This is a genomic window from Candidatus Omnitrophota bacterium (assembly GCA_028716165.1).
Lineage (GTDB): Bacteria > Omnitrophota > Gorgyraeia > JABMRG01 > JABMRG01 > JAQUQI01.
The window spans coordinates 1-22,508 of record JAQUQI010000017.1; the positions used below are offsets into that span (position 1 = coordinate 1).

The window sequence follows — 22,508 nt, forward strand, 5'->3', positions numbered from 1 at the left end:
CATTTTTTTGACGGTTATAAAGAGAATGCGGATTACGCGCTTCAGGCATTGCTCTGAGCCCAGGAGGCCGGAGCTGACGCGATAATTCTCTGTGATACCAACGGCGGTATGCTTACCTGCCAGCTCTCTGATATCGTGTCCAGGGTCAGGCCTTTAATAAAATGCAGTCTCGGCATTCACTGTCACAATGACAGCGAGACAGCTGTTTCTAATTCCATAGCCGCTGTCATGGCCGGATGCGACCATGTCCAGGGCACTACAAATGGTTATGGCGAACGTTGCGGCAATGCCAATCTATGCTCAATAATCCCGTCTTTAATGGCCAAGCTCGGCATGGACTGCCTTAATGGCGGCAGGCTGAACGAATTGACCGAGGCGTCCCGTTATGTGGCAGAGGTATGCAATATGAAGCATATGGATAATCAGCCTTTTACCGGGCAAAGCGCTTTTGCCCATAAAGCAGGGGTGCATGTTAATGCTGTTTTAAAAAAGCCCAAGGCATATGAGCACATGCCGCCGGAAACAGTCGGAAATAAGAGGAGGATACTTGTTTCCGAGCTTTCAGGCAAAAGCACCCTGTCCATTAAAGCGGAGTCGTTTAATATAAACCTTAAAAAAGACAGCCCCAAGACAAAGCGTCTTATGAACATACTGCAGGATATGGAACATCAGGGGTATCATTTTGAGGCCGCCGAAGGCTCGTTTGAATTATTGCTAAAAAGGCAGGTAAAAAAATACAAAAAGTTCTTTGAACTCAAAAGCTTCAGGGTCATAAATGAAAAGGATGAAGATGGAAGCCTTTATTGCGAGGCCCGTATAAAAATAATGGTTGGAGGCAGGGTCAAAAATACGGTTTGCGAAGGAGACGGGCCTATCAATGCCCTTGACGGAGCCTTGAGAAAATCTTTGGTAGGTTTTTATCCAAAGCTTGCGGATATGCATTTGTCTGACTTCAAGGTGCGTGTTCTTGATGAGAAACAGGGCACTGCCGCTAAAGTCCGGGTATTGATCCAATCGCAGGACAAGGAAAAATCGTGGTGGACCATCGGCGTGTCGGAGAACATTATAGAGGCCGGATGGCAGGCGCTGGTTGACAGCGTTGAATACAAATTACTAAACGGATAGCGTCAATGCCGAATACCGCGGATCTAAACTAAGGATAGAGAATGAAAGAAATATCAAAAACATATAATCCCGCCGGAATAGAGCGGGACATATATAGATTATGGGAAGAAAAGGGCCTTTTCCACGCAAGCCTTGACCATAAAAAAATGCCCTATACAATAATGATACCGCCCCCGAATATTACCGGCATACTGCATATGGGCCATGCCCTGAATAATACGATACAGGATATACTTATTCGTTATCACAGAATGAAAGGCAGGCAGGCGCTTTGGATGCCCGGCACCGACCACGCCGGTATCGCGACGCAGAATGTAGTTGAACGCAGGTTGAGCAGTCAGGGCGCAAACAGGCATGAGCTTGGAAGGCAAGCCTTTATCAATGAAGTTTGGAAATGGCGCCAGGAATACGGTAATACCATAATCAGCCAGCTTAAGCGTCTTGGCGCTTCATGTGACTGGTCAAGACAGCGCTTTACCATGGATGAAGGCCTATCCGAAGCTGTGCAGGAGGTTTTTATCAGGCTTTATGAAAAAGGCCTTATATACAGGGGTAATTATATTATCAACTGGTGTCCGAGGTGCCGGACAGCGCTTTCAGATGAAGAGGTTGAACACGAGGAAATAGAAGGCAGGCTTTATTATATTAAATATCAGGTCAAGCCCGAAGGCTCCGCCTGCCGGGCCTGTGAACCGGATTATCTGATAGTGGCAACTACAAGGCCGGAGACAATGTTAGGAGATACCGCCCTGGCGGTAAACCCCTCGGATGAGAGATATAAGTCTTTAGTCGGCCGCAGGGCTATTGTTCCTGTTGCCGGACGGCATATCCCTATTATAGCCGACGATATGGTAGATCCCGCTTTTGGGACAGGTGTAGTAAAGATCACTCCGGCCCATGACCCGAATGATTTTAATGCCGGCAAAAGGCATAATCTTCAGGAGATTAATATAATGGGCCCTGATGGAGTGCTTAACGAGAATGCCGGTATATACAAAGGCGTGGACAGGTTCATGGCCAGAAAGCAATTGGCAGGCTTTTTGGAAAAAGAAGGCCTGCTTGATAAAGTAACCCCGCACCGGCATGCTGTGGGCCATTGCTACAGATGCCATACCATAGTGGAGCCGTATCTGTCAAAACAGTGGTTTGTAAAAATGAAGCCTCTGGCAGGGCCGGCTATTGAAGCGGTTGAAAGCGGTAATATAAAATTTTATCCGGCCAGATGGGAAAAAGTTTATCTGGATTGGATGTATAATATCAGGGATTGGTGCATAAGCCGCCAGATATGGTGGGGGCACAGGATGCCTGTATATTATTGCCGTGCCTGCTGTTGCGGAGATTCGTCCAAGGGCGTAATTGTTTCAAGGGTTAAGCCTGATAAATGCCCGCATTGCGGCGGCAAGGATATCAGCCAGGATGAGGATGTTCTGGATACTTGGTTTTCTTCGTGGCTTTGGCCTTTTTCAACGCTCGGCTGGCCGTTTAACGTGGCGGTATCAGGCGGGAAAACTTCACCCGGGGACATGGAAAAGCAAAAAAAAGAATTCGCCTATTTTTATCCGACCTCATGCCTTGTCACTGCGCAGGAAATCATATTTTTCTGGGTAGCCAGGATGATAATGGCCGGCCTTGAATTCTGTAAAAAAATTCCCTTTCGGGATGTATATATCCACGGCACTGTGCGCGACGATACGGGAACCAAGATGTCTAAGTCGCTTGGCAATACCATAGACCCTATTGAGATAATTGAACAATACGGATCTGACGCCCTGCGGTTTAGCATTATTTCCATTACTGCCGCGGGCCAGGATGTTTTTCTTAATAAAGAGCGTTTTGAGTCAGGCAGGAGCTTCGCGAATAAGATTTGGAACGCTTCGCGTTTTATACTTATGAATTTCAAACCGGAACCGGTTTGTTCTCTGGAGGATTATTTCAAGAATACCGGTTTTTCGCTGGCTGACAAATGGATATGGAATTCCTTTCAAAAGGCCGTAAAGGCTGTGGAAAAAGCCATAGGGGATTATAGGTTTAATGATGCCGCTAATATAGCCTACGATTTTATCTGGCACAAATATTGCGACTGGTATGTTGAGATAGCCAAGACCAGCATAGACCTGCCCAGAACCCAGGCCGTTTTGTTCAATATACTGATAAACTGCCTTAAGATACTGCACCCGTTTATGCCGTTTGTTACCGAGGCATTGTGGCAGGAGATGGAAATGGCAGAGCCTTTAATGGTCTCCGAATGGCCGCGTATTGCCGGTAATGAGATAGACGAAGGCGCTATCAGCAGGATGGATAAAATAATCTCTATCATAGCCGCTGTCAGGAACATAAGGGCGCAGATGAACATCTCCTTTAAACAGCCTATCCGTGTTATTGTTTCAACAAAAGACAAAGACATGTTCTCGTCGGCCGATGAGTTATCGGTTTATGCCGGTAAACTTGCCAATGCCGGCCAGGTCAGAGTGGATACTTTAAAAACCGGCCCGCGGCCTTCCGCGTCAAGCGTTCTTGATTTCTGTGATGTTTTTATTCCGCTTGAAGGTATCATTGATATAGAGAAAGAAAAGGCAAGGCTTGATAAAGAGCTCGGTGAGGCTGAAATGTTTTTGTCCGCGGTAAACAAAAAACTTGCCAACAAGTCCTTTATTGACAGGGCGCCCGCCGGTATTGTTCGTGATGAAAAACAGAAGGCGCTTGTCCTGACGGATAAAATAACCCGCATAAAAGAAAACATTAAAAATCTCACATAAATATGCCTGACCTTATAAGGATAAATAAATTTTTGGCTCAACGCGGGATAGCTTCCAGGCGTAAGTCTGATGAGCTTATCAGCCAGGGCCGTGTTTGCCTAAACGGTATAAAATTATCAAGCCCGGGGGCCATGGTTGATCCCGTCAAGGATACCGTATCGGTTGACGGCGTAAAAATTGATGCCGGCCTTTTACCCGAACACCTTACCTATCTGATGCTGAATAAGCCCGCGGGTTATATAACTACTCTAAAAGACACGCATAAAAGACGCACGGTTATGGACCTTGTTCCCGGCGTGAAAGGGGTTTTCCCTGTAGGCAGGCTTGATAAAGATACCACAGGATTACTTATCATGACTAATGACGGCCGGCTTTGCCACAGGCTTATGCATCCGAGTTTTGAGATGGACAGGCTTTACGAAGTTACCATTGCCGGCCAGGTTAAAGCTTCTGATATATCAAGGATTGAGCGGGGTGTTGATATAGGAGACGGGAAAGCCTCGGCACTTAAAGTCTTGGATATTATTAACGATAAATTTAAAACCGTTGTCCGGGTCAGCCTGCACGAAGGCAGGAAACGCCAGGTGAGAAAGACCTTTGAAGCTCTGGGTTATAAGATAAAGGAATTGACCAGGACAGGTTACGCCGGCTTAAAGCTTGATCTGCAAACAGGCTCTTACAGGCATCTTTCGGAAAAAGAGGTTTCTTTGCTTAAAAAAGGCGTGGGAATAACATGATAATAGACGCGTATACAAGGAAGATAATCCAGCAAGCCTTGATAGAGGACATAGGCGGCGGAGACATTACTACAGCCTCTGTCCTTGGCAGGTCCAAAAAAGGAGAGTTTGTTATAAGCGCCGGCCAGGACGCTGTTGTGTGCGGAATACTCTTGGCGGAGATTGTTTTTGATATAGTTGACCCGTCAGTTCGGTTTAAGCCGTTGGTAAGCGACGGGGCAGCGGTAGCCGCGGGCAAGGCAATAGCCTATATAGACGGTTCCTGCCAGAGCGTTCTTTCTGCGGAAAGAACAGCGCTTAATTTTTTATGCTGGCTTTCAGGTATAGCGACACTGACAAACAAGTTCGCCGAAGCTGTAAAAGATACAAGGGCGCGTATCATGGATACGCGAAAGACCATACCTACATTAAGGCGTTTTCAGAGATATGCCGTAAAAGTCGGCCAGGGCCTAAATCATAGAATGGGCCTGTATGACCAGGTCCTGATAAAAGACAATCATTTATCCCTGGCGCTTAAAAGCCCTGGGGCTTTTAAAGATGTAAAGGATGCGATAAAAGGGCTTGTGCAAAGCGCCAGGCTTAATGCTCCTAAAGGCAAAAAGATTGAGATAGAGATTGATTCCATTGACCTTCTCGGGCCTGCCCTGGAATCCGGCCCCGATATAATCATGCTTGATAATATGGGCATAGATGATATAAAAAAAGCGGTCTCCATAAGAGACGCTTACAGGATAAAGACAGGCGATGTTGGATTTAAGTCCCTTCTTGAAGTATCCGGCAATGTGAATATCACTAATGTCAGGGGCATAGCCTTGTGCGGAGTTGACAGGATTTCAATAGGCGCCCTGACGCATTCGGCAGCTTCCTGCGATTTTTCCCTTGAAGTCAGATAAACAAAACCAAATACACCCCTGAAAGGCTTTGCGTATGGAGTTTAGGCTTGTAAGTGATTTCACGCCCTGCGGCGATCAGCCAAAGGCCATTAACGGGCTTACCGAAGGCATTCTGTCGGGTAAGCGTTACCAGACCCTTCTTGGTGTTACCGGAAGCGGCAAGACCTTTACTATCGCGAATGTAATCGCCAAAGTCAGGAAACCTACCCTTGTCATGTCCCACAATAAGACGCTGGCGGCACAGCTTTACAGTGAATTCAGGCAATTTTTTCCGGATAACGCGGTGGAATATTTTGTCAGTTATTATGACTATTATCAGCCTGAAGCGTATATACCGCAGACCGACACTTATATAGAAAAAGACGCCTCTATTAACGATGAGCTTGACCGTTTGAGGCTATCGGCTACGGCGGCTTTATCTTCAAGAGATGATGTTATTATTGTCTCAAGCGTGTCGTGTATTTATAATTTAGGCTCCCCTGACGATTACAAGGATATGTTACTGCGCCTCTCGGTCGGCCTTAATATAACGCTTGAGCTGATTTTGAGCAGTCTTGTTGATATCCATTACGAAAGGAATGATATTGATTTCTCAAGAGGGGTGTTCCAGGTAAGGGGAGATATCATTGATATATTTCCGGCATACGAAAAATTGGGTGTAAGAATTGAGATGTTTGCCGATACGATTGAGGCGATAAGTTTGATAGATCCTGTTACGAAAAATACCAAAGAGAAACTGCGTGATATTACGATATATCCGGGCAAGCATTTTGTGACCACCAAAAAAAAGATAGACTCCGCGCTTATAAGCATAAGAGAGGAGCTTGACGCGCGGCTGAAGGAACTTAATGGCCAAAACAGGATACTTGAAGCCCAAAGGCTGGAGTCAAGGACCAAATATGATATGGAGATGCTTAAAGAGATAGGCTATTGCCATGGTATTGAAAACTATTCACGGCATCTTTCATCAAGGCCAGCCGGTTCCAGGCCTTATACGCTTATTGATTATTTCAAGGGGGATTTTTTGACGGTCATTGACGAATCCCATGTAAGCATACCGCAGATAAGGGGCATGTATGAGGGTGACCGTTCCAGAAAGCGCACGCTCGTTGAGCATGGTTTCAGGCTTCCGTCCTGCCTTGATAATAGGCCGTTAAAATTTAATGAATTTGAATCTATTACAGGGCAGGCTGTTTTTGTGTCGGCAACACCCGGAGATTATGAGGCAATGTCTTCCCAAAATGTCGTAGAACAGCTGATAAGGCCTACAGGGTTACCTGAACCTGAAGTTATTGTCAAGTCTTCAAAAGGCCAGGTGGATGACATTATAGCCCTTGTAAGGGGCCGGGCAAAAAAGAAAGAAAGAGTGCTTATAACAACCCTTACAAAAAGGATGGCCGAAGACCTGGCGGCATACCTTACCGATATGGGCCTTAATGTCCAGTATATGCACTCTGACCTGGATGCTATTGAGCGTGTCCGTATCTTAGGCGCCTTGAGAAGGCGTGAATTTGACTGCCTTGTCGGCATCAATCTTTTACGAGAAGGTCTTGACCTGCCCGAGGTCTCCCTTGTTTGTATATTAGATGCCGATAAAGAAGGTTTTTTAAGGAGCGCTACATCGCTTATACAGATATCGGGAAGGGCGGCGCGTAATATCAACAGCCAGGTGGTGATGTACGCGGATTCTGTTACAGGTTCAATGAAAAAAGCCATGGATGAGACCGCCAGGAGGCGTAAAACGCAGTTGGAATTTAATAAGAAACATAATATAAAGCCTAAAAGTATCCAAAAATCAATAAGAATAAGCATAGACGCCAAGCGTGAATCTGAAAATATAGCCGCCCGGCCAGTCGGCGAATCGTTAGAACAATTAGAGGCAGGGGAGCTTATCGCGGAGTTAAGCCGTGAGATGGAACAAGCGGCAAGAAACCTGCAGTTTGAAAAGGCGGCTTATTTCAGGGATCAGATAAAAAAACTTCAAAGCAAAAAAAAGCGAAATCTTTAAAAAAACCGGGTATCAAGTCCTATCGGACTGTCGCGCGGGGTATCTGCCATGGAAGAAAAGATAATTGGTATATTCAAAAAGAACCATCTGGATTATGTCTCCGGTGAACAAATAAGCCATAACCTTAATATGTCAAGAGCGGCTGTATGGAAACATATAGAAAAACTAAGACAGATGGGTTATGAGATAGACGCTGTCCCGCACCTGGGTTACAGGCTTGTCAAAACACCGGATAAGCTATACCCTTTTGAAATTATACCATCCCTCAAGACTTCATTTATCGGAAGGCGGATATTATATTATAATGAGCTTGATTCAACAAATACAACAGCCTGCGAGTTAGCGAAAAAGACAAAAGGCGAAGGCGCGGTAGTATTGGCTGAAAAACAAAATAAGGGAAGAGGCAGGCTTTCCAGGAGCTGGGTTTCTCCCACAGGTAAAGGTATATATATGTCTGTCGTATTAAAACCGGATATGCCTGTGTGCCAGGCTCCTTTGATTACCCTTATGGCCGCGGTAAGCCTTGCCCAGGCTATTAGAGACGCCTGCAATGTTCAGGCATATATAAAATGGCCAAACGACATTATTATCAAAGGGGGGAAGGTTGCCGGCATATTGACTGAAATGGAGGCCGAGCCCGACAGGATTAAATTTATAGTCATTGGTATTGGCATAAACGTTAATACGGCTTTGACACAGCTTCCCAGAGGAGCTGTGTCTATTTCTCATGTTTTAGGTGAACCTGTTTCAAGGCAGGCTCTTTTAACGGTTGTCCTGGAAAAACTTGAAAATAATTATATCTTAATCAATAAATCAGGCTTCTCCGGTTTAAGGCTTGCGTGGAAAAACATGTCAACAACCATAGGCAAAAAGGTGCGCGCAAGCTGTATGCGCAAGGTCATAGAAGGTATTGCTTATGACATTGATACTGACGGCGCCCTTAATATACAAACAAACGACGGCCAGATTGAAAAGGTTACGGCAGGCGACCTTGTGGAGCTTAGATGATAAAACCTCATAATAAAGATTTATTGTTAGCGATTGATATAGGGAATACGGCCATAGATATTGGTTTGTTTAAAAACAGGCATTTGAGTAGAAAGGTCAAAATCCGCTCAAGCTCCCGTGAAGCCGCTATCTTTAAAGGTATTAAAAAGCTGGGCAGTTTGAATGATTTGCGTAAAGCGGCAGTTATCATATCAAGCGTGGCTCCTTTAAGCCTTAAACATGTTAAAGGCGTTTTGGGAAAAAAGTTAGGGGTAAAGCCTTTTGTCCTTGGCAGGCATTTAAGAGTGCCTATTAAGAATTTATATAAAAAACCTTTGCAGGTAGGCCAGGACAGGCTTGTTGCCGCTTATGCCTGTCATCAACTATACAAGAGCCCAGCTATAATTGTTGATTTTGGGACAGCGGTGACATTTGACCTGGTCAACAGAAAAGGGGAATATGAGGGTGGGCTAATAACCATTGGCGCCGATATGGCGGCAGAAGCATTAGCAGATAAAACGGCGCTTTTGCCGAAAATAAGGCTAAAATCTCCAAAAAGGCTTATTGGTAAAGATACAAAAGAAAGCATCAGAAGCGGCATAGTTTTCGGTATGGCTTGTATGTGCAAAGGCTTGGTGGACAGGATTAAAAATGAAAAGAATAAACAATTGTTTGTGTTGGCAACAGGAGGTTTATCCCGGATTATAGCTAAACACAGCAAATGTATTGATAAAATAGATGATAATCTTATTTTGAAAGGATTGTGTTTAATTTATTATAATGATACAAATTATAAATAATTGATACGGTAATGATATGGTTGATTATCAGGTTTAAGTAGTTTTCATTGAATATTTTCATATGATACGGTTCTGATATGGTTAATTCTCACTAATTCTTATGTAATTATAAGTTATTTGAACTATACATTATTAAATCCCAATAAATATAGTAATATATATAAAATAGTATAATGTCTGCCCATAAAATGCCTAATTATATGTTTATTTTCACATGGTATTGACTTTTATATCAAAATAGTGTAAGTTTAGATGGGTTAAAATGATTATTTTAAGCGTTTTTTTATGTTTTTTTTAAAAAAACTTTTAAAAAGATGAAATTTAATGGAATAAAGCGGTCTCTTATGTGTTATATAAGTGGGTTAAGAAAAAAATAAATATGAGGTAACTTATGGTAAATATGATGAATAAAGAGAATGACTTGGTTGTTTCTATGCCCGCTAAAAGCAGATATAGTATTTTTTTACGTCTTATATCCTGGGTTATAATAATTACTTTTTCGTGGCAGCAGACCGGCTTTAGTTCGGATTATACCTTAAAGCGTTGGGAATCAAACGAGAAGAAGACGGCCCGCACATATTCGCTTATTGATGCTATACAACAGCAGAAAAAGCAACAGGATGACCTGCATCGTAAGGCAATGGCTGAATATCACCGCAACGCGGCTGTAGGAGGCATATTTGAGGATGTGCGCCTGAATCAGTATATGGAAAACATGGAACAGATGTTTGCCAATATGCAGATGCAGGAACAGATATGGAAGGCCAGAAACCTTGTTTATCACGCGAATACAACTTATATGCAGGTCAAAAACCCTGACGGTTCACTGAAAGTTATATGGTCCAGGGCAGGCATGACTATAGCTGTTTTGAACGAATATATTGATGACGGTTTTGGCAATGTGTCATTCCGTGATACCTATGACATGCAATATAACGATAAAGGCCTTTTGACAAGTTATAACGCGAAAGAGACAGACCGTTTTGGCGCCGTAACCTATATTCAGTGGTATGGTGCCCAGTATACGGATGATTCGGTTTATTATGGCGGTTATGATACAAATGCCAATAAGAACCTTATCGGCTATTCCCAGGTGACGGTGACGCGTGAAGAGGCTGTTGACCAGTCCACCGGACAAAACCTTGTGTATGAGCATAAAACAACTAAGCATGTCTATAACTGCGCTTACTCAGGTAAAGACATGACAAGCTGTATAGAAGAAGGATGGGACGAGGCAAAAGGCGATTACTATTTTGTCCGTAACGGCATGGGCTACGATTCAAATCATAATCTGACATCTTATCACGAAGAGGGATGGAGCCAGGACAAGGGCGCTAATTGGACCGATTGGAGCGGAACGTATAAGGCAAATCCTTATGCGCCGGACAGGTATCTATTGGAAAATTACAATGCCCGGACATGGTCAGAGTCAGCCAATGAGGTTTCCGAAATTTCATGGCAGGGTACTTATCAGGGCACGCATATGACAGGTTTTGTCCAGACAGAGCAGACGCCAAACGGCGGTATTACGTGCCACACCAGAGAAGATATTGTATACGAAGGAAATCTTGTTACAGGGTATAAAGATACGTATACCGATAATAACGGTAATACGTCAATGGTTGAGTTTACCGGAGTTTATGACCTGAAAGAAAATCTTGTCCATTCTATCAAGAAGATTACCGACGCGCAGGGTAATATTATTACAACCGAAAACTCCGCCGCTTTCAACGCTATCAGACAGCTTATAGGTTATGAAGAAACATCCTTTGAAGGCTCCGCCATTGATCCCGATGCCTTTAACAGCCGCGTTGTGTGGTCGGGTTCATATGATACTCTCGGCAGGATCATATCATATCATCAGGAGAAGAAACTTTCAGACAATCCCGGCGTTATTGAGGTTACGGATTATTCGGGTATCAGCTATGACGCTATAAGCCAGATGGCTGATTTTACCGGCACTGTCCGCGTTTATGGCACTGACGCCAGCGGTAAAACGGTTGATGTCAGTCAAGTGACAACAAGAAGTAATATCGTATTTGATGATAAAGGGAGTCTCCTTTCGTATACGGAAACAGCCAAGAGTTCAGGAACCAATCTTTACGGTTATGATGTGGATTTGACCGTTACCAAAGACGTTATATTCAATACGGGTAAGGATATTAAGGATGTTGATAATACTATCACATATGCTATTTCGTCACAGTATCGGGAAACAATACGCTACCAGGGCGTCTCAAGCGTCAGCTTGCCCGCCAATTGGGCGGATTTCACGCAGGAACAAAAGATAGCGTATCTTGAACAGGTAGATTTTTCCATTGGCGGCGATAATGTAGATTTTTCAGCGCTTGATGAGGATGAAAAGGCAGCCCTTGTTAACGGCGAGCAGGTAGAGACTGATGAAGGGCTCAAACTGGTTTTGACTCCGGACGGGGTTAAAATAAATATTAAAATAAACAGCCAAAGGCAGGATGTCTGCCAGTATCACAGAAATGCTTCCGGTCAGGTAGTAGGTTTCAATATAGTATCAACAGACACGGCTGCTCCGGACAATGTGACAACTTCGGTGAGGTCTATGATCCAGTATAATGCCGTTGGCATGGTAACAGGTTTCATGGATTCTGTTACAACGAACAAAGATAATCTGACAACCGAGAGTCTTGTAGAAGCCATTATATATGACGCGGCATCCAGAATGTCCGGACAGGTCAGGACCGAACATGTTTACGGCAAGAGCGATTCGGGCGCTGAATCCGATACCACAATAGTATCAACGCAATCGGAAATGTCTTATGACGCGCAAGGTAATTCCATAGGGTTTACAGAAGTCCTTTTGATACCCTATTCAAATCTGCAGACTACCAGCTATGTCAGCGGGATTACTTATAATGGCCTTGATCAGGTTTATGCTAAAAACACCAGGGCAGTGACTGTATCAACGTTTGAAGGCATAGACTATGAGGTCACAAACCTTCAGATAACATCAAGCAGTATATATAATTCCTTGGGCCAGCTTATCTCCGGGTCAAATTATACTATACATGATGGCTTTGCCGAGTTGTCGCTTGCCCAGGCGGTCTCGTCGTTAGGCGAGCTCAAATCCCAAACCCAGTTATATCTTTCGGCCGCGGAAAACAATCTCTTATCGGCTGAACAGGCCCTGGCATTATTAACGGACGAGCAGGATATAGAACTGCAGAAAGTCAAGATAGCCTATTACCGGAAAGAGATAGCTGCCTTAAACACGCTTCAGGCCGCTGTATCTGACCTTGAAGCTAAAACAACCGCTTTATCCAATGCCATTGAAACCGAGGCAGAGGCAGACATCGTAGACAGCCTTGCCTATGAAGCCCGGTTGTCGGCGAATGCCATGATAAACGCTTTCACCGGGTATACCTATGCTATTGAGCTTATTTATACCGATGCCCTGGCCAGGTCAGAGATGCTTAATTCCCTTATTGAAAATGCTAAAGAATCTGCCGCCACAGCCTTTGATTTTGTGGATGTCATGGGTACCTATCAGGTAACTGATATCCAGGCGGACGGCAGGGTCTTTACATATTTTTACCGCGGCGATCCGGCTAAACCTGCAACAGCCAAACTTATCAGGAGAGATGAGAAGTCTGTTACCGGGCAGGGAGCCTGCCAGGTAACTGATATTTACACATTGGTTGACGGAGAATTGGAGCGTACCAGCCAAGTCACCGTTATAGTGGACACCGCGGCAAAAAGCATAACCGAGACTACGATTGGATATATCAGTTCAAGCTCAAACGGAATGATTGAAGATACTAAGACGGTAACAGTGACATATTACAGTGATGCTGATATGAAAAATGTTCTTTCATCCGATATCCTGCTTTACGCGATGAAGGATGTGCTTAATACGGACCCCGTATCTGTTTTAGGAGCTGTTGCCGGCATATTGCCGGATTTAAACCAGCAGCAAAAAGAGCTTCTTATTAATTCTCTTTTGGCAGCCTTGGCGAGCTTGGAATTTTCAACAGACTCTGTGATCACGATAGATGATGTCGCGGATATAGTGTCGGAATACGAAAGCCTCGCCGAGGCCCTTGAGTCGGATCTCGTCCGCATAGTCGCCGCTTTAAAAGGCGCGGCGGCAGGTTTAACCCAGGCGCAGGCAGATAAGCTTAAATCATGTATGGAAGACTTTATCCTTGCCATAGAGCAGGATACTACAATTGATTATGAACCTGGCTCAAACAGTCAATTCACCCTTACAGCCAGACAACATACCAAGACATTTACGGACGAACAGGGCCGGGTTATAACAAACTATTATGTTATTGATATTAACCAGGAGGCGGATTCAGAGGGAAATTACGCTCTCCAGCTTGTCAGCAAAAAGGTCGTTGACGGCAGTCTTATAAGTTTTTACGCCATAGACGGTGATAATGACGTGCTTGTAAAAACAATTGAAACAAAAGGCAATGAGGAGATAACGACTATATACGAATTTTCAGACGGCATCGTGTCAGAGATAACCGTCGAGACAAAGACATATAATTTAAGCCCTGACAGCGGGAATGCCAGGCTTACCCAATGGGTAACAGAGACATATGATGGCAGTTCAATATCATCGGATAAGCTTGCCTCTAGGGTCTCAAGGACAGGATATGAGTATTATTCAGATCAGGCAGGGGGACAGTTTTATAATACTTTGACCGGGGTGGTTGTGACAGAGGAATCATTCAGCCAGGGTGAATCGCTAAACCTTGAGACAACAAGCCTTACGCTTGAAAGCGCGTTAAGCCTTATTAATACATATAATAGTTTAAATGATCTAAGCGCCGCTTTCAGTAAATCCGTGATCAAGCCTTACAGAAATACCTTATACGGTGATTATGATGTTACCGGAGATTACGGCCTTAGCGGACAGGCAATTGAATATTATGAAAGTATATATACTAATATTCCATTACGCCAGAATATCCAGACAGTATCAGTGTGGAATAACGATTACGATTCTTACGGTAATGTCGTATCAAGTGAAAATTTAAACCTTTCATTCGGATTAGGCGTTGAGCAGGCGCTGTATACGCAGTATACCGCCAGCGGAATATTGCTATGGATAGATTTTTATCAATCCCAGCTTGCCGATAAGGCCCGCGCCTTAAGGCAGGAAGCCGGCGCGTTAAGCGCGGACAGGCATGATGACGGCCTTGTGTTGATACAGCAGGCTGATGCCATAGACGCGTTGATAACAAAGCTCGACGCGGTCCGTTCTCTGGCCCAGGCCGCTGTTGCCGCGGTAGACGGCCTGCTGGAGGCTATTAGTTCAAGCGATCAGGATATTATTGACGCGGAGATCGTAAATGTGCGCAAGACGATAGAGTCTGTTATGACGGCAATTAGCAAAGTTATAATCAGCGCGCATTCTCTTGCGCCTTCTGTCAGTTTGGAACTTGACCGCGTAAACGCTCTTCTTGACGCGGCCCAGGATGAACTTTCAGCCGCCGAAGAAGCCGGCATTGACACTTCGGATATACAACAAAGAGCGGACGCGCTGTCAGATACGGTTGATATTTACAACAGCTATGAATCAAATATGGAAGAAATAGTCAGCAATCTTTACAGTTTAAAGGAACGCCAGGACCTTCTGGCAGAGACAGTGCCCTTTGGCATGAATCAGCAGGTTTCAAGCACGCAATACGATGTAATATATAACGATTTGGGCCAGGCCGTTTCTTATAAGACAAAGCTTACGCAATTCGGAAACGGCAGATCAGAATCATTTGCCGCTTTCTATAAAAGCGGTTACATTTATCAATCGGTTGTTTCTGTGAATGAACTTATAACAGCAATGGAGCTTTCAAACGAATTTAAGCAGTTGTATGCCGAAAGGCTTTCGGATTTAAATGCGCTTGCCCTTAAGGCCAGGCAGTCTGCTAAAGATCTATTTGATGCCATAGACAGCCAATCCGGCGAAGAGGCCATAAGCGGCTTAAGGGATGCCTACAGACAGGCTTTATCAGCCTTAAACAGCGCTGTCCTGAATTTATGCCTTGATATGGTTGATGACGCGCGCTTAAATAACAGCCTGCTGGCCGATCTTAACAATGATATAGACGAGGCGAACGAGCAATTATCAGAGCTTAATACCCAGTTAATTGCGGCAGGCCGCGCGCAAAATGCCAAGGCTGAAGCGCTTATTAAGTCAAAGATAGACGCTCTGACGCTTGAAATCGCGGATATGGAATCGCGCAGGCAATCATGCCAGGAAGAGGTAAGCGCGCTTAATTTCACCGCAGGCAGATTGACAGCTATCAGCGAGTGCGCGGACGAGCTTTCCCAGGCAGTACCGGGCGGTATTCATACCGAGCAAGTTACAAACAGGCGCGATATTGTATATGATATTAATAACCGCGTGACAGGCTATGAGGAAGATACGCTTTCATCAGGCTTCTCAACTGATTCTGTCTGGTTTGCCCAATCGCAGGCCGAGAGTCTTTATATAAGAGTGGAGCATTTGATATCAAACCTTCTTGAACAGGCTGTTTCATTAAGAAACTTTGCCGCGGATTGCGAGGCCGATAATAGGCTTGATGAGGCAAATGATGCCCTTGATGAAGCCGGGGACATGGAATCAAAGGCCGAATCCCTGGAAGAGATATGCAACATATTGTCATCAATAATTAATACCCTTGCCCTTGTATCATCTTTAGGCGCGAAAGGCGATGATGCCGCGCAGGCATATCAACAGGCGCTTGAGCTGTACCGCAGGCTTAATACTGCCCTTGCCGGGATTGAATTGGAATACACGGATGCCCTTGAAGGCAGCACAGACGAGCTTAGCGGCCTTCAAGAAGAAGCGTATCAGGCTGAACTTGCCGCAGAATATCTTGAGTCTTCAATAAAATCAATAGGCACTTATAGCGTGACTGAAAAGACCCAGGAGGGCGATCAAATAATTGAGATTGTCAGCACTTATGAGTTAGGCGCCAACTCTGCCGCGAAGCTTATTTCTAAAAAAGAAACCATCTCAACCCTGAACCAGTATGGCCAGGTCATTGAAGAAAAAACTTTAACCTGCACAATCTACACCGTAGAAGACGACAGCCTTAATCCCGTAAATAACGGGGACCCTATTACCGTGATATCCAAAGTGAAAGAGGAAGTCACCGTATTTACCTATGCCGTAACCAGCGGCACAAATCCTTCAGCCAGCAGGACGATTGTTTACACCTTTGATTCCGCAAGCGGCGAAAAAGTATTTGCCTCCGCCTGGGACATAAGCTATGCGTATGAGAACGGACTGCTCAAGTCAGCTGTAAAAAACATTTATTCCGATGACAAATTAGACAGTGTAAAGGGTATTGAAGAGAGCGTCTATGAATATGCCGCGGGCAGTTCAAATATCAGCACAATGACAGTTTCAACCAGCTGGCAGGTAAATGACGGCATAAATAACGCGTATGAACTTTCAAGCCAGGTCGTGACAAATTACTCATACGATTCTTTGGATAACCTGATATCGCAGGACAAGAGAGGCTACTCTTATAAATATTCGGTAGATGCCCTGTCAGGCGAAACCTGTCAAAAGACGCTTACTTCATGGACCGTGAAAGAATACTCCTATTCAGACGCTGTTATGGTGTCTTCTGTAGAAAAGGAATACCGGTCTTTCGTAAACGGCATACCGAAGCAGATGACAATGAAATCAACGAAATATGCCTTAGACGGTTCTTCAGGTGCCCGGATAAGCTCGCAGTCAATTGTTAAATACAATGTCAGCCCCGCGGCAGACCTTGAAGAAGGCTTCCCGGAAACTGCGCTAACCTTGACGAGTTATTACGAAGAATACAGGCAGATTACCGAGGTTGACCTGGCGCATCCCGAGGCCGGGGTAAAATACCTCGCGAACATATTTGAAAGAAACGCCGTTACAGGTGAACTTGTCCAGACACAAAAAGACGTCGAATGTTCATGGTGGCAGGTGTCTCTGCTTAGGCTTGATGCCGAAGCCAAAAAAAGCTCCGTAGAGCGTAAAAACGAGTTGATAGAAAGGCTTAACTACGCGTTAGTGGATTTTGCCTTATCCAATCAGTATGCGCAAAGCGTATTGAATGATGTTCCGTTTGATCAAGAGGCGATGTATACGGTCAAGCGCAGTGATATTGTCTATAACCAAATAGGCCAGGCCGTATCGTATGTAGATACCATTACCGCTGACAGCGAGCACATAAGCCGGCGTTCAGCCTGGTTTACGCTAATCAATACAGATACGCTTTTGCAGTATCTTAACTATACTATCGGAAAGTCTGATGAGCTTTCAGACGAACAGTCCCAGGCTGTTAATGAATTGCTTGAGCTTGCCCAAACGGTTAAGGACAAGGCCGCTTCCTTGTATGAGGCGATTACAAACGGTTTGACATCAGAGCAGGTGATAGCACTAAGGGATGCATGCGCCAGAGCTTTTGAAGATTTTAGCAAGAAGGCGTCGGAATACGCTTCTCTTGTCAGTCTTTACGCCATTGAGGGCATTAGCCTTGATGTATTGGGTTATCTTGAGGGGCTTAAGGTTAGTATAGCGGATATGGTTAATGATATAGAGGCCTCTATAGCGGGGATGGAAATTCTTAAATCTCTTGCCGCTTATAATCCTGATGAATGGGACAGCTCTGTCTCGTCAGAGATCAGCGCTTTGGAGAGTGACCTTGAACTATTATCCGGCATTGAGGGGATATATGATGAAGAATGTGTGAATTCCATAATCTCAAGGCTTGTAACAGCGCTTAACGGTTTTAACCAGGCGTTATTAAGCTCTGAGAGGCTCGTATACTATTCGGAAATAGCCTCTGGTCTTGACGAACTTTATTCGCGTTTAAGCGATTACAGGTCCAATCTCGCTTCCAGGGTTGAATCGCGCCAATCAATTCTTTCGGCGCTTTATAAAATGCTTTCAAATAACAACTATCAGGCCCGGGCCCGGGATATTGAACAGGCCATAGACACGATGGTAAAACAATTTGATGCTGAAGAACGCGTCTTGGAAGATGTAGATAGTATATTAAGGCAGGTTGATAACACGCGCTCTGTTTTAAGCGAAGCGGTTTCCGAGGCAAACCGGATAGCAACCCTTAGCCAGTCGGCGGCGCAGTTTTTGCCTTTTGCGGATACTACGGTTACGGTAAAGCAAAAAAGCGAGATAACCTATAACAGCCTGGGCCAGGAGACAAGCTTTACGGAAACGGTAAGCTGTCAGGGCTTAACGCTTGAGTCTGTGTGGCAGGCCATATCGGACGTAAACGATACCGCGAACATAATATTCAACGCTTATGCTTCCACGTCAAATAGCGCGGACAGGTCCGCCTTGAATAATATGCGTCAACAGGCATTAAACCTTAAAGCGGAACTTGAAGCGCTTAAGGGGCATATTGCTTCAGGGGATAATGAAGCGGTAGTCCAGGCGCAAGCGTCTATATTGGAATCAATATCCTTTCTCGCCACCCTGGCATCGGAATTTAAATCGGCCAAAGACAGTTCTATAGACGCGTATCAGCATAAAAGCGATATCCTTTCAATTATTTACAACGGAATTAAAGAACTTTCTTCAACCGACAGCGCCCAACAGGATGCCTTGGATACTGCTATCGGTGTAATATCGGCTGATTTTGAGCAGGCAGAGAAAGAGCTTGCCCAGGCCCAAAAGCAGTGCTTCCAGGCCAACCGGGTCTATGAAGCTGTGGTAGAAGCCTGCGACGAAATGCCGTATAAACTTGATACCGTAAATATTACTAAATGGCATGACGCTGTGTATGATTCGCAGGGCATGCTTGTCTCAAGCAAGCAGACAGATACCCTAAGCGGTATATCCGCCCAGTCTGCCGTATCAAGCATGCTCAAGGTCATAGCTCTTATAGAGGATATTAATAATGCCGTCAAAACAGTGTCGGCGGATAAGCTGACAAAATATATGGGATTTCTTGAGTCTGCGATTGACGCCAAAACCAAGCTTGCCTCTCTTGTGCTGGCATTGATTAATGGCACGGATTATCAGGATAAATTAGAATCCGCGGCAGATGCTGTTAACAGCCTCTTGTCGCAGGTAAACGCGTTTGAAAACGATTTATCAAAGTCTTTTGATGAAAAAATAGCTTTATTGCAAAGCGGTATGGCTGATGCCGATATACTTGACGTGGCCGGTTTTATACAGCAGTCCGATTATGCTTCCGCTTATGCCGGTATATTAAACATTGTTGACAGCGTGTCGGCAAAGGTAAAATCAGATTACTCTTATTCCGATTCAATAGAGAGCCTTTCAGCCCTTGATATAAACGCGCAGGCGTGCGAAGCGCTCAAGCAGGCCGGCATTATATCATCTGATAATGCCGCGCTTATTCGCGACGCGCAGGATGCCTATGAAAACTTAAGAGACGCGCTTGAAAGAGCGGCAATAATATCTGATCTTGATTCCAGGCCGGGGCAGGAACTTGCCGAGGCGGTTTCCGTGATATCAAAGATAATGCCGAAGAATATAAGCGTCTCAACAAAGACAGAAAAATCTTCAACGATTTATAATGATTTAGGACAGGCGGCCAGCTGCCTGCTCACCCAGGAGGATGCTGATTACAATATTTTGCGCAGCCGGAAAGAAAATATGCAGTATGACCAGCTTGGCAGGCTCATTGCCGAGCACATTGCCGAGTATTCCAAAAAACTTACTCTTGGAAAAAGATATCTTAAGCAGTATGCCTATGATGACGCTTCGCGGATAACATCAGCGCGCCAGGTTACATATGATTCCGGAGGAGCAAAGACATCGGCCCAGTATAGCGTGTATGCTTACAACAGCCTTGGCCATATATGTCTTCAGGAAGAAAACACGTTCGCTGTTGATCCCGATACCGGGGCGCAGTATCTCTCAAGCAGGCAGGTAAGCAGGAATATGAGCTATGATACGGCAGGCAATGTTTTATCCAGCACGCTTGATTATTATGCCGGAGAAAATGGGGTTATTAGCGAGCTTTCTTCATCAAAGCGTATCGCATCCATGACATATGACCACAAGGCCCGGCTTATAGCGCAGAAGATAAAATTTTTCAACGAATCAGGGGTATACACTTCCGCGAAGGAAACGCTTTATACTTATGACGGCGCCGGAAACATAGTACAGGCATCTGATTACAAATACGACGCTGATATGTTCATAACGGGCAAGGTCGTTACAAACACATTATACGGGTGGAACAAATACAGGCGTATATGGGAAGCTTATATGAAGATAACCCAGCGCTATGATAATTATTTTAATCTGTATTATACGAAAGCGGATAATATAGGCATAGCGCCTGTTACACCCCTGCAGCAAATAGCATCGGCATCCTCGCTGATAAAAACACCTAAAAAATACAAGACCTACGACCTTGACGGCGAAACGTCGGGAGAAATTGAAATATTAGACGCTGATCAGGCGCTTGCAGAAAGGCTCGTATTGTCTAATACGGAGTATGACGGTTTGGGCAATGTCATAAGCCAGTCAATAACCCATTATGATGCTGATGGAAAGTTCAGCTATAGAGAGGTCATCAGCAATATCTATGGCGGCGTATTTTTCACAGCTGACCTTGGCAGTATGAAAAGCCTTCTGCTCGCCCAGACAAAAACCATATATGATGAAAACGTAAATTTCGTGTCAGCGGTTTCAACGCAAAACTTCTACACCAATCCCGATTATGATGAATCGCAGATTTCGCTTGGCACGGACGCTTACGGCAATTCTTATACTTATGTGAGAGTGGAATTAAAGGCCCAGCCGAAGTTATATCAGCAGGCCGTAAGCCGGCTTGATGCAAACGGCGATGTCCTTGTTGATGCCAATGGAGAGAAAGAGCGGACTGTGGAGCAGTTTGGCACATATCAGTTTGAAGAACAGCGTTTTGGTATTGATGCCGTAAGCCGTATTGTCCGTCAGGATTCGGGTGCGCAGCAGTTATTAGACCGCATACAGGCCCTTTTAGACTATAACCTTATTTCGGAAAATTACGCCGCTTCACTGCTTAGATTGCTAAGTGATTTAAGCGGTAGTGAGGCCGGCATAAGTTCATCGTTATTAACACAACCCGAATTGCAGGTTACGGGCGCTGAAACAATAACCCCTGCCGGCGGAATAGCCTATGAATATGATGAAGGCGCCAATCTCTTGACAATATTTACGGCTGATGGGGCAAGGATAGAACAGCAGTCAACCGATAACGGTTATATATTGACGGAATATGATAAAGACGGCAATCTCGTGCGGATTTCAACGGTAACGGAGATAAGCCAGAGCAGGCATATTATAGACACTGTCTATTATGGCAGTGACGGCACCGCGATAAACTCGCAAAGGCGCGTGGAAGAATACTATGAGTCAGGGCCCTACGCGAACATGCTAAAGCAGGTTATTATAATTAATTTTGCCGACGGTAATTTTACGAATGTGATAAACGCACAGATAATTGATTATCAAAGCTATACGAGCAGCGGGCAGGTAGAACGCCAGAGTATGCGCGCCTATGCCGATTATGATATGGATGAAGAGACTGCTAAAAATATTATAAGTATCCGGCAGGTCAGCATTGAATATGACGCTGAAGGCAGGACAAAACGCCAGCAGACCGACACATTTAATGATGAGCAGTTAAGCGAGCATATTAATACGGAAGTAGTAAATATACTCGCCTATGATTCTGAAGACAGGATCATCAGGCAGACAACGGCCCTATATGCCGGATTTGAAAATAATCTTCCTTCATCGCTTATTAGTATACAGGAAATAACAACAGAATACGATGATAGCGGCCGCGTGGAACGCCAGGCAACGGTGATATGGAATGACGAGGCAATGACAGAGGGCATATCCGCGCAGGTTGTATCTGATATATTATATGATGACGAAGACAGGATAATAGGCCAGAAGATAGCCGTGTATGGACAGGTTGACGCTGTAAACGGTATTATCCAAAGCTCACTTATAAATATTCAGGTTATATCAGGCATTACTTATCATTATAATGACCTGATAGCTTCACAGACTGTTGTCACATACAATGACCTCGGATTAAACCAGGTTATTAATAAGCAGGTCATATCAGATATAGCCTATGACTCTGAAGACAGGGTAGCTTCCCAGACAATAGCAACATTTGCCGATGATTCAGACCAGAACTTAATCAATGTTCAGAAAATCTCCGGCATCA

The 22,508-nt window shown here is 44.7% G+C and carries 7 protein-coding genes and 1 pseudogene; all 8 read left to right on the forward strand.

Annotated elements, in window-relative coordinates:
- Positions 1-72: 72 nt before the first annotated feature.
- Positions 73-1,125 (forward strand): annotated as a pseudogene (gene cimA, locus PHV77_07075) (citramalate synthase).
- 41 nt (positions 1,126-1,166) lie between these two features.
- The gene (locus PHV77_07080; protein ID MDD5505044.1) at positions 1,167-3,881 is read left to right on the forward strand and encodes a valine--tRNA ligase; all 2,715 of its coding nucleotides are present in this window, start codon (positions 1,167-1,169) and stop codon (positions 3,879-3,881) included.
- Between the two features lie 2 nt (positions 3,882-3,883).
- Positions 3,884-4,618, forward strand: coding sequence for a pseudouridine synthase (locus PHV77_07085; protein MDD5505045.1), 735 nt, complete (start codon positions 3,884-3,886; stop codon positions 4,616-4,618).
- Positions 4,615-5,511, forward strand: a complete 897-nt coding sequence (gene nadC, locus PHV77_07090; protein ID MDD5505046.1) for a carboxylating nicotinate-nucleotide diphosphorylase — start codon at positions 4,615-4,617, stop codon at positions 5,509-5,511. Before PHV77_07085 ends, nadC begins: the two co-directional genes overlap by 4 nt.
- Before the next feature lie 34 nt (positions 5,512-5,545).
- A complete protein-coding gene (gene uvrB / locus PHV77_07095; GenBank protein MDD5505047.1) occupies positions 5,546-7,519 on the forward strand; it encodes an excinuclease ABC subunit UvrB in 1,974 nt (657 codons plus the stop codon).
- Positions 7,520-7,567: 48 nt separating this feature from the next.
- The gene (locus PHV77_07100) at positions 7,568-8,527 is read left to right on the forward strand and encodes a biotin--[acetyl-CoA-carboxylase] ligase (GenBank protein MDD5505048.1); all 960 of its coding nucleotides are present in this window, start codon (positions 7,568-7,570) and stop codon (positions 8,525-8,527) included.
- On the forward strand, positions 8,524-9,306 hold the full coding sequence (locus tag PHV77_07105; protein ID MDD5505049.1) for a type III pantothenate kinase: 783 nt from the start codon (positions 8,524-8,526) through the stop codon (positions 9,304-9,306). Before PHV77_07100 ends, PHV77_07105 begins: the two co-directional genes overlap by 4 nt.
- Before the next feature lie 391 nt (positions 9,307-9,697).
- Positions 9,698-22,508, forward strand: a 12,811-nt coding sequence (locus tag PHV77_07110; GenBank protein MDD5505050.1) for a hypothetical protein, incomplete at its 3' end; no start/stop codon positions are given.

Excerpts from the sequence above, each read along its gene's own strand:
- nadC (MDD5505046.1), top strand. The coding sequence starts at position 4,615 with ATGATAATAGACGCGTATACAAGGAAGATAATCCAGCAAGCCTTGATA.
- PHV77_07100 (MDD5505048.1), top strand. The coding sequence starts at position 7,568 with ATGGAAGAAAAGATAATTGGTATATTCAAAAAGAACCATCTGGATTAT.
- PHV77_07085 (MDD5505045.1), top strand. The coding sequence starts at position 3,884 with ATGCCTGACCTTATAAGGATAAATAAATTTTTGGCTCAACGCGGGATA.
- PHV77_07105 (MDD5505049.1), top strand. The coding sequence starts at position 8,524 with ATGATAAAACCTCATAATAAAGATTTATTGTTAGCGATTGATATAGGG.
- uvrB (MDD5505047.1), top strand. The coding sequence starts at position 5,546 with ATGGAGTTTAGGCTTGTAAGTGATTTCACGCCCTGCGGCGATCAGCCA.
- PHV77_07080 (MDD5505044.1), top strand. The coding sequence starts at position 1,167 with ATGAAAGAAATATCAAAAACATATAATCCCGCCGGAATAGAGCGGGAC.